Annotated in this window: 8 protein-coding genes; 2 read left to right on the forward strand and 6 right to left on the reverse strand. The window is 42.5% G+C overall.

The features are described from left to right. A partial coding sequence (tig, locus tag B2863_RS06135) for a trigger factor (protein WP_296208262.1) occupies positions 1 to 1,191 on the reverse strand: 1,191 nt, incomplete at its 3' end. A 534-nt stretch (positions 1,192 to 1,725) separates the two neighbouring features. Further along, the gene (rdgB, locus tag B2863_RS06140) at positions 1,726 to 2,379 is read right to left on the reverse strand and encodes an RdgB/HAM1 family non-canonical purine NTP pyrophosphatase (RefSeq protein ID WP_296208265.1); all 654 of its coding nucleotides are present in this window, start codon (positions 2,377 to 2,379) and stop codon (positions 1,726 to 1,728) included. A 552-nt stretch (positions 2,380 to 2,931) separates the two neighbouring features. Here rdgB and B2863_RS06145 point away from each other — a divergent pair. Next, positions 2,932 to 3,561, forward strand: coding sequence for a superoxide dismutase (locus B2863_RS06145; RefSeq protein ID WP_101205324.1), 630 nt, complete (start codon positions 2,932 to 2,934; stop codon positions 3,559 to 3,561). Between the two features lie 134 nt (positions 3,562 to 3,695). Here B2863_RS06145 and B2863_RS06150 read toward each other — a convergent pair whose 3' ends face one another. From B2863_RS06150 to B2863_RS06165, 4 genes are all read right to left on the reverse strand, one after another. Further along, a complete protein-coding gene (locus tag B2863_RS06150; protein WP_296208268.1) occupies positions 3,696 to 4,436 on the reverse strand; it encodes an SDR family oxidoreductase in 741 nt (246 codons plus the stop codon). Positions 4,437 to 4,720: 284 nt separating this feature from the next. Next, positions 4,721 to 5,497: a hypothetical protein gene (locus B2863_RS06155; protein WP_296208270.1), complete on the reverse strand. Its 777-nt coding sequence runs from the start codon at positions 5,495 to 5,497 to the stop codon at positions 4,721 to 4,723. Beyond that, positions 5,497 to 6,315: a DUF72 domain-containing protein gene (locus tag B2863_RS06160; protein WP_296208272.1), complete on the reverse strand. Its 819-nt coding sequence runs from the start codon at positions 6,313 to 6,315 to the stop codon at positions 5,497 to 5,499. Before B2863_RS06160 ends, B2863_RS06155 begins: the two co-directional genes overlap by 1 nt. Positions 6,316 to 6,386: 71 nt before the next feature. Further along, entirely contained in the window at positions 6,387 to 7,463 is a 1,077-nt protein-coding gene (locus B2863_RS06165; protein WP_296208274.1) for a polyprenyl synthetase family protein, read from the reverse strand. Between the two features lie 880 nt (positions 7,464 to 8,343). Here B2863_RS06165 and B2863_RS06170 point away from each other — a divergent pair. Beyond that, positions 8,344 to 9,479 (forward strand): enoyl-CoA hydratase-related protein (locus B2863_RS06170; RefSeq protein WP_296208278.1); only part of this gene is annotated, 1,136 nt, incomplete at its 3' end.

Genomic DNA, 9,479 nt, shown 5'->3' on the forward strand with positions numbered 1-9,479 from the left:
GTAGTACTCGATGACCTCGCTTGGATCTTCGTAGTTTTCAGCGGCTTCTTTGATGAAGGTTTCAACACGCTCTTGATCTACTTCTAAGCCTTTAGTATCGATAACACGGGCAACGATGATGCCAAGACGGGCAGCACGTAGCGCTTGCTCTTCAAATAGCTCATTTGGCAGCATGTCTTTATCGAAGCTATCAGCATTCGCGCCGAACTGCTGAGAGAAACGTTGCATCATCATGTTGCGTTGACGCTCGATTTCTTGCTCTAGCATCGCGTTTGGTACGTCAAACTCGTTCTTTTCTAACAATGCGTCAAAAGTCGCTTGCTTAACTTGGCTACGCGCAGCGTTTTTGATTTCGCGTTCCATGTTTTTGCGTACGTCTTCTTTCAACTTCTCAACGCCGCCTTCTTTTACGCCGAATAGCTCAAGGAACTCTTCGTTGATTTCAGGTAGCTTAGATTTTTCAACCAGTTTTACATTGATTTTGAACTGAGCTTCTTTACCAGCTAGGTTCTCAGCTTGGTAATCTTCTGGGAAAGTGACGTCGATAGTTTTTTCTTCGCCAGCTTTCATGCCTTTGATACCAGCTTCAAAACCTGGAATCATCTGGTTGCTACCGATAACTAGTTTAAAGTCTTCAGCAGAGCCGCCTTCGAATTTTTCGCCGTCGATAGAACCTTCAAAGTCAAAAGTCACTTGGTTGTCTTTCGCAGCCATGCCCTTTTTCTCAACGAATTCTTCACGTTGCTTTTGTAGGTTTTCGATCATAGTGTCAACGTCTTCTTCACTCACTTGTGCAGTGTGACGCTCAACTTCGATCTCATCGATACCTTGTACATCTACTTCTGGGAAGATTTCAACAGTGGCTTGATATACCAAGAAATCGTCTTCAAGTTTTACGTCGTCGATGTTAGGCATGCCAACAGCGCGGATGTCTTCAGATTTGATCGCTTCAAATACAGTATCACGGATGACATCGTTGATAACTTCTTGTTGAATGCCAGCACCGTACTGAGAGCGGATGTGTGACATAGGGACGTTACCTTTACGGAAACCGTCAATCTTGGCAGTTTTCGCAACTTGGCGAATACGGCCTTCAACTTTGTTTTGAATTTTTTCAACGGGCACTTTAACCGTTAGCTGGGTTTCTTTATTAGATAGCTTGTTGGTTGTGACTTGTAAATCTGTAGCCATGTTAATTACACCTTTAGGATTAAGTAGTACGTTTGATTAATGAAATAGTACTTAGGGTTAAATTGTAATAGACAGACCGCGCCTCAAATTACGGGCATGTACGACGGGCTGCCGTTGAAATAAATAGGGGATAGCGATAGTGCACAACGTCAAATTCAGTGCCAGTAGCAATCGCCGCTGATACCAAAAGGTGAACCTGCTGAGGTTGTCCATGCTATCAAATATCGATAATAAACCGTTAATGCACCGCATAATAACGCTTTTTGGTGAATTATACAGCCAAATAACGGATTTCAACAAAATTTTAAAAGTAGAACAGTATAATCTATCTGTTTATTAAAGTAAAAATTATCTCTTTGTCGGCATGTTTCCTTATGTTGCTTGCTATTTTATGGCTTAATTTTATATAAAGAGTTAGCCATATTCATAATCAATAAATAAGATAACGGATAAGAAACAGCGATAAGGTTGCAAGCGTACTATGAGTATTAAGTGCACTTATGGATAGTTATAAATAGAACAGCTATAAGGTACTTATAAAGGTAGCTGCGCCAATAGCTGCTGGATTGCCTGACCACGATGGCTGATGTTGTTTTTATCAGTAGCGCTTAGACTAGCCGCACTGGCTTGTAAATCAGGTAACCAAAACAATGGATCATACCCAAAGCCACCATCACCATGCGCTGTCTCTGAAATCTCTCCATGCCATAATCCTTGGGCGACAATCGGTAGCGGATCATCGGCATGACGCACCATTGCCAGTACGCAAACGAACATACCTTTGATCGGAGTATCTGGCTCTGCTGCGCGGATAGGCTGCAAGTCGGCGATGAGCTTGGCGTTATTTTTACTATCGTTGCCATGCTCGCCCGCATAGCGCGCAGAGTAGATACCTGGCGCATTGCCTAGTACAGGCACGCACAGTCCTGAATCATCAGCAATCGCAGGCAGTCCACTGATACGGCTCGCATGACGGGCTTTGATAATGGCGTTTTCTACAAAGCTTAGACCATCCTCGATGGCGTCTTCGATATCAAGCTGACCTTGCGGGACAATCGTCACGTCCAAGTTCACTTCGGCAAATAGCCGTTTAAACTCAGCCAATTTGCCTTTATTGTTACTGGCCAGTACCCATTGGTTGGCTGTTGTCGGGTGGGTAGCAGTTAACGAGGTATCAGTGGTGCTCATAGAGTCAGTCCGTTATATAAAGATGATGAAAAACTATTATTCGAGTAGGTTTTATTTATCTTCTGTAGCGCTAATCGGTAAATTGTTTGTCGATTGAAGTAGTTATACTAACAATGACAACGCATGAGTTTGGAGTGAATGCAGTTACCGCTTAATAAATAACCAATCGCTATACAGATTGTACGGGCTATAACATTTGGTAACTGATATTATTGATCACTATTGCTATAATAGATACCAAGCTACAGTGAATTATATCTTATAGCTTGTGAATATTAAGTTAATAAAAGTCTATAAAGTCAGAGACTTGGCTTTTTGGCGAAGAATAATAGCAATAAGTAACCGCTAGGTTAATTTTGGATTCATAATGATACGTGATATTGTATTGAGCAGTACCGTGTATCAAGCGATAAAGTTCATTTCAAACAATAAACTCAGCCAATTTAGTCCGCTATTTTATAGTGTTTTTTGCGGTGTAAAAATAGCGTAAAATTCAGTTTCTATAAGCAAGTTTTTATAAACTAACGGCTAAACAGCAAGGATGAAATAATTATGTCAAACATTACTTTACCAGACCTACCATACGCGAAAGACGCACTAGAGCCACATATCAGTGCCGAAACGCTAGAGTATCATCATGACAAGCATCATGCCGCTTATGTAAACAAGCTAAAAGACATGTTGCCAGGTTCTGGTCTAGAAGACAAAACATTGCCAGAAATCATCGTAGCGACTGCTAAAGATGACAGCAAGCAAGGTATGTTCAACCAAGCAGCTCAAGTATGGAACCACACGTTCTACTGGAACTGCATGACGCCAACAAACGGCGGCGGCGAACCTACTGGCGATCTAAAAGCAAAAATCGAAGAAGATTTCGGTAGCTACGACAAGTTCCGTGAAGAGTTCAAAAACGCAGCATTGACTCAGTTTGGTTCAGGTTGGGCGTGGCTAGTTGCTGACAAAGTCGGTGGCAAATTGTCAATCGCTAAAACTGCTAACGCTGACACCCCACTTGCACATGACCAAGTAGCGGTATTAACTTGTGATGTATGGGAACACGCGTACTATGTAGATTACCGTAACCGTCGTCCTGACTATGTTGACACGTTCCTAGACAAGCTAGTGAACTGGGACTACGCAAATGCAAAATATAAAGGTCAAGATGCTGGCGTTGAAGAGTAATCTTTAACGACTAGGTATTTGATTGAAAAAAGGACACCGCGAGGTGTCCTTTTTTATGTGACAATTTTATATATAGCTTTCTATTTTGATATCTGATCAAAACATATTTTTAATAGAGTAGTGCCGTTATGCTATTAGGCTATACCGCCGTTTGCGCCGATATTTTGTCCAGTAACCCAAGCTGCTTCTTCACTGACCAAAAACGCCACTACACGAGCGATATCAACTGGTTCACCGATACGGTTAAATGGTGACATGCTAGCAAGTCTCTCTACCGTGTCATCCGATTTACCTTGATGAAATAGCTCAGTGTCAGTAGGGCCTGGAGATATTGCATTAACCGTGATGTTGCGCTCGCCAACTTCTTTGGCAAATATACGGGTCAGCTGATCGACTGCACCTTTGGTCGCACAGTAGGCACCGTAACTAGGTAGCAGCATGCGAGTGGTTGTGCTTGATAGATTTACGACACGACCACCGTCATTGAGTTTAGTCGCGGCTTCACGCAATGTGTTGAAAGTGCCTTTTACATTGATAGCAAATATACGGTCAAAGTCTTCATCGGTAGTTTCGGCAATGGGTTTATTAATCATTATTCCTGCGCTATTGACCAAGATATCTGGCTTACCAAACGCGCTGATAGTGGCATCAAACATGGCTTCGACTTGTTTGGTATTGCTAACATCAGCTTGAACGGCGATTGCTTCACCGCCTGCGGATTTAATCTGGCTTACGATATCGTTAGCCGCTTCGCCATCGTTTGCATAGTTAATAACGGTTTTCGCCCCTGATTCTGCGAGTAGTATGGCTATCTGTGCGCCGATACCTTTTGATGAACCGGTTACAATCGCGACTTTATTATTTAGTGTTGTCATCGATGCTTTCTCCAATATTATGAGTGAATATCAGTACGCTTATATTGCGTTTTGACTGATGTCTCTTGATTAGTAGGATATAAATTACCAGTGTGCAAAACGAATAAGTAGAGCGATTCTGTAGGCTTGTTTTGGATAAATTTATCTATTGTGTCTATGCGGATGTAAAGCATAGAGTTTAAGAGGTTGGCGTGGAAAGGGAGTTTCTAGCTATTGAGGGTTTGGATGAGAAAAGGACACGGTGAGGTGTCCTTTTTTTTAACTTTAAATTTGATTAAAAGAAATTACCAATATTCAGCACCGAAAATCTGATTATCTCCTAGTGAGTCCATTGAATCATCTGTTATTTCACTGGCTTTTTCTATCAATGTTTCAAATAACTTCTGCTCTTTAGGATTCAAACAATATCTTGTAATAACAGTTTCATAGTCAGCAGGGTAATATAGAATTGCTAAGTAATGGAGACAAATCTTTTCTTTTTCATAAGATAATATAAGCTCAAAGCTAGATCCTGACTCTACCCCATGTAGATACAAGTAGTCTTCTACTTTACATTTTTCAAGGTCTTGAACGTTTTCCCAAGTTGACGCCAAATTATCTTTATATTTTAGAAAATAGGGTACATAGACACTTTCTGTTTTATGAATATTGATAAAGTAATCAATTAGCCTTGTACGACTCACAACCTGAAAGTCAAAAAAATACTCACGATTCTCGTAGTTTGAAGTGGCATTGTATAAATCACCTTCTAATACATAAGATTTTAGGATTTCAGAGGGTCTTTTGTCGTACCAACCATTAAGCTCTGAATGTGGTGGTAGCCATAAAATATATACTTTTCCTTCTTTAGCATAGTTTTCGTTTTCATCAAGTTTTATAGAGTAGGTTTTACCTACTTCTGGTAATAAGCCTTCTAGCGCTATCACTTCTTCCCAGCTTTCATCCCAGCATAATTTTGACCACTGCATCGTTTGCAACAGCTGAATAGATTTTTCGTGCTCATTTTCTGGTTCTTTATGAGACCGAAAAAAATCAAATAAGTTCGCTAAGTTTATCGACATCACAAAACCTCAAACCCAAAATTACCCAACGCTTCTCGCAGCATCGCAATATTATAATAAGCGTGTGCATTGACGGTGTTTTGAAAGAAAATATAGAGCGTATCAAAATGCTGTCGCTGATTGGCAATCGCTTGCGCCCAGTATTGCATCTCTGTCTCACTATAACGATAATCATGGCGATCAGCCGCACTCATCGCATCCCACCAGTTTAGGTTATTGCCATGCATGCGCAGATAGCCAGTGCGCTCAGTAAATATCAATCGTGACGGTGGCAGTCCGCTAACCTTGGGATAATCGACGCTACACCAAATGAGACCTTGCTGCCGAAAGCTATCGACCACTTGCGGCGTGTGCCAAGCGTTATGACGAAACTCAATGGTGAGTGGGTAGTCTTGAAACCAACTGACGAGGTTCGCTAAATAGAGACGGTGCTCGCGAGTACGATCAAAGCCATGCGGAAACTGTAATAGTAAAGGCGCTAAAGCATTTGCTTCGATAAGTGGAGATAAAGCGTTTAGAAATGCCTGTGCGTGTTCGGCAGTGCCTTTACGTGCATGAGTAAAGTCTTGATGCAGTTTGACGGCGAACTTCAACTGACTATCCGCCTGTGTATAAGCTTTATCGACCATCCCAGCAAAGGCTTTTTGTCCGATGGGCGCATAAAATGTACTGTTGATTTCGACTGCGCCGTATTGTTTGGCGTATTCACGTAAGAAGTCGGTTTTTTTGGTGCCGGTGGGATACAGCGTACCGAGCAAATCGGTATCGCTATAGCCACCAGTGCCGAGGTAAATGCGCGGGGTAGGGGAACTGTCCATGTTGACCACTCACTGCCGTTTTGGGTAATAAAATTTATTACGATATCTGCTTTCGCCTGCTATTCGACAAGCTACTTTTTACGTGACCAGAGCCATTCAATCAGTGCCAGTAGCGCATCATTAGCTGTGCCAATGTTATCTTCATTGTCGTTAAGCTCACGACTATTTAGTTCATGAGAAATGGCTGCGCGTCCCTCGTTAAATAGCGATTGCGCATAACTGGTGGCATTATCGACACCCATCAGTTTTACGTAGGTAGATTTGTCTAGTTTTTCATCGCTACCTGCAGGCTTACCAAGCGTATCAGTCGTCATCGTGACGTCTAGCACATCGTCTTGGACTTGAAAGGCCAGACCGATATATTGCGCGCACTCTTGTAGTGCCATGCGCTGCGGGGCAGTTGCACCAGCACAGACGCCGCCCATGAGCATTGCCGCTTCAATCAATGCCCCTGTCTTGTCACGGTGGATAGCTTCCAAATCATCCTGCGCAATACTGGTACTGGCTTCGGCATTGAGGTCTAGCATTTGACCTGACACCATGCGTCTAGCACGCGGCGCAAATATTGCCATGAGCTGACTGGCGATAGTTGCATCGAATGGTGCAAAGGTTGGCATCTCTGCGGTTAATACTTCAAATGCTAGTGTCTGCAACACATCTCCTGCTAGCAGAGCTGTCGCTTCATCAAAGGCAATATGCGCAGTCGGCTGACCACGGCGCAGCTCATCATCGTCCATACAGGGCAAGTCATCATGTACCAGTGAGTAAGTATGTAGCAGTTCTACGGCCAATGCAGCACGGCGCGACATATCATAGTCTGAGTCGTTTTCTAGCAGCGTGTCTAGATCAGCATCGAGAGTATCGATATCATCATTAGGTTCGTCTGTACGTTCATTATTGCTGCTATTAATACTGGCAAAAGCGCTAGCAACCATTAATGGGCGTACCAACTTACCTTGTCCAGTCATGACATAGCGGCAAGCATCTACCAGCGGGCTAGGCAGCTTGGCGTAATCAAACAACACCTCGATATCTTGCGATAATTGGGCACGCACAGCACCATGAAACTGCTCAGTGCTTTGAAAAGAGACAAAGTCAAAAGGGATAACGCCAGTAGAGGTAATGCTAGAAGTAAGGGAAACAGTCATAATCCAACCATTTATCAGGGATACAGTAAAACTTATTAGGGATAAGATAAAAACGCTATTAGTGTAGCATGATCAGTCATATCGCTTATGTGACACACGGTATCAATTGATTGTTTTTTGCATTTTTCTACTAAAGTCTATTCGAAAATAGAGTAGTTTTAGCTGCAATATAACGACAAGATTTCGTTACCGATGGATGATGTCACTCTCTGGTTGAATATGTTCTGATAAAAGAGCAAGCTAGGCTGGCACGTTAATCTTACTACAGTAGAAAAATGGTACTGAATGCTGACACTGAATAACTAGCACTGACCAAGTAGCATTGATCAATTGGTATTTATTAAGTAGCGCTACCGGACTATCATTCTAAAGATGTCGTGCATTGAGCCAACAACACAAAATAAATCTAAATTAACAATTCAGTATACATTTATTCACTAAAACACTTTTAGCGTAAGGTAAATGCCTGCAAGTGATTTAAGAGTGACTTGCGAGTATGGTATTAGCTTGTGACAGTTAGGGGCATAATCCCCTACACTAATTGACGTGAAAATGGTCTGATGGTGACCCTACTGGGATTTTTCTCAGGATGTTCAATCGTCGATACCGAGTGTTAGACCAAGTCTCAGTCAATATTTTGAACATCAGTACCTGCAACAGCAGTATATAAATGAAGCGTCATATGATGTCATGCAAGAGACGCAAAAAACGTGCATCATGATGAACGCTGGATAATAAAGACATCTTCACTTGTGAGCTGGTTATATGTTTGTCTTTATAACATGACAAGCGCACAGTGCTATTACCCATTTTACTAACAGTAACTGGCTATTTATTTTAATTCAAAACGTAGCTTTCGTTATATAGAAAGGAGTTTCAAATGGTATACCAAGGAAATCGCATCACGGTGACAATGCTAGAGGATGGCATCGCCAATATGCAGTACAACGCCGAAAATGAGAGCGTGAACAAATTTGATGCCGAAACCAATAAGCAGTTTGGTGAAGCAGTTAGTGCGTTAGAAAAAGCCGACAACGTAAAAGGTCTTATCGTTACTTCAGCCAAAGGCGTGTTTATCGCTGGTGCTGATATCACAGAATTCGTCGGTTCTTTCAAAAAATCAGAAAGCGAGATCAAAGATTGGGTCGTTCATGTTAATGACGCTTTCAATCGTTTTGAAGACCTGCCATTCCCGAAAGTTGCGGCTATCAATGGCGCGGCGATGGGCGGCGGTTGTGAAATGACTTTGGTTTGTGAATACCGTGTCATGAGTGACAAAGCTATCATCGGTTTGCCAGAAACTCAGCTAGGTATCTTCCCAGGTTTCGGCGGTACAGTTCGTAGTACGCGTATCATCGGTATCGATAACGCGCTTGAACTGATCGCGACTGGTAGCCCAAAGAAAGCATTGGCAGCATTGAAGCTAGGCTTGGTTGATGCGACTGTACCTGCTGACGACTTACAAGATGCAGCAATTGACCTAGTCAAAAAATGTATCTCAGGGGAGCTTGATTGGAAAGCAAAACGTGAAGAAAAACTGGCTCCAGTTAAGCTAAACCAGCTTGAGCAAGCAATGGCGTTCAACAGTGCCAAAGGTGCTATTTTCGCTAAAGCGAATCCTAAGCAATACCCAGCACCAGCAATCGCTATCGAAACGATTGAAAAGCACGTTAATTTATCACGTGACAAAGCAATCGAAGTAGAAGCTGCTGGTTTTGCAAAAGCCGCTAAGACGCCACAAGCAGAAAGCTTGGTTGGTCTATTCTTAAATGATCAGCTAGTCAAAAAACTGGCCAAAAAACACAGCAAGCAAGCACACGACATCAGCGAAGCCGCTGTACTAGGCGCTGGTATCATGGGTGGCGGTATCGCTTATCAAGCAGCCAGCAAAGGCTTGCCAATCATCATGAAAGATATCAAGTCTGAGCAATTAGACCTTGGTATGGGCGAAGCGAGCAAACTACTTGGCAAAATGGTAGAACGCGGCAAGATGACCCCAGCAAAAATGGGTGAAAC

The organism is Psychrobacter sp. UBA3480 (genome assembly GCF_002377945.1).
Classification (GTDB): Bacteria; Pseudomonadota; Gammaproteobacteria; order Pseudomonadales; family Moraxellaceae; genus Psychrobacter.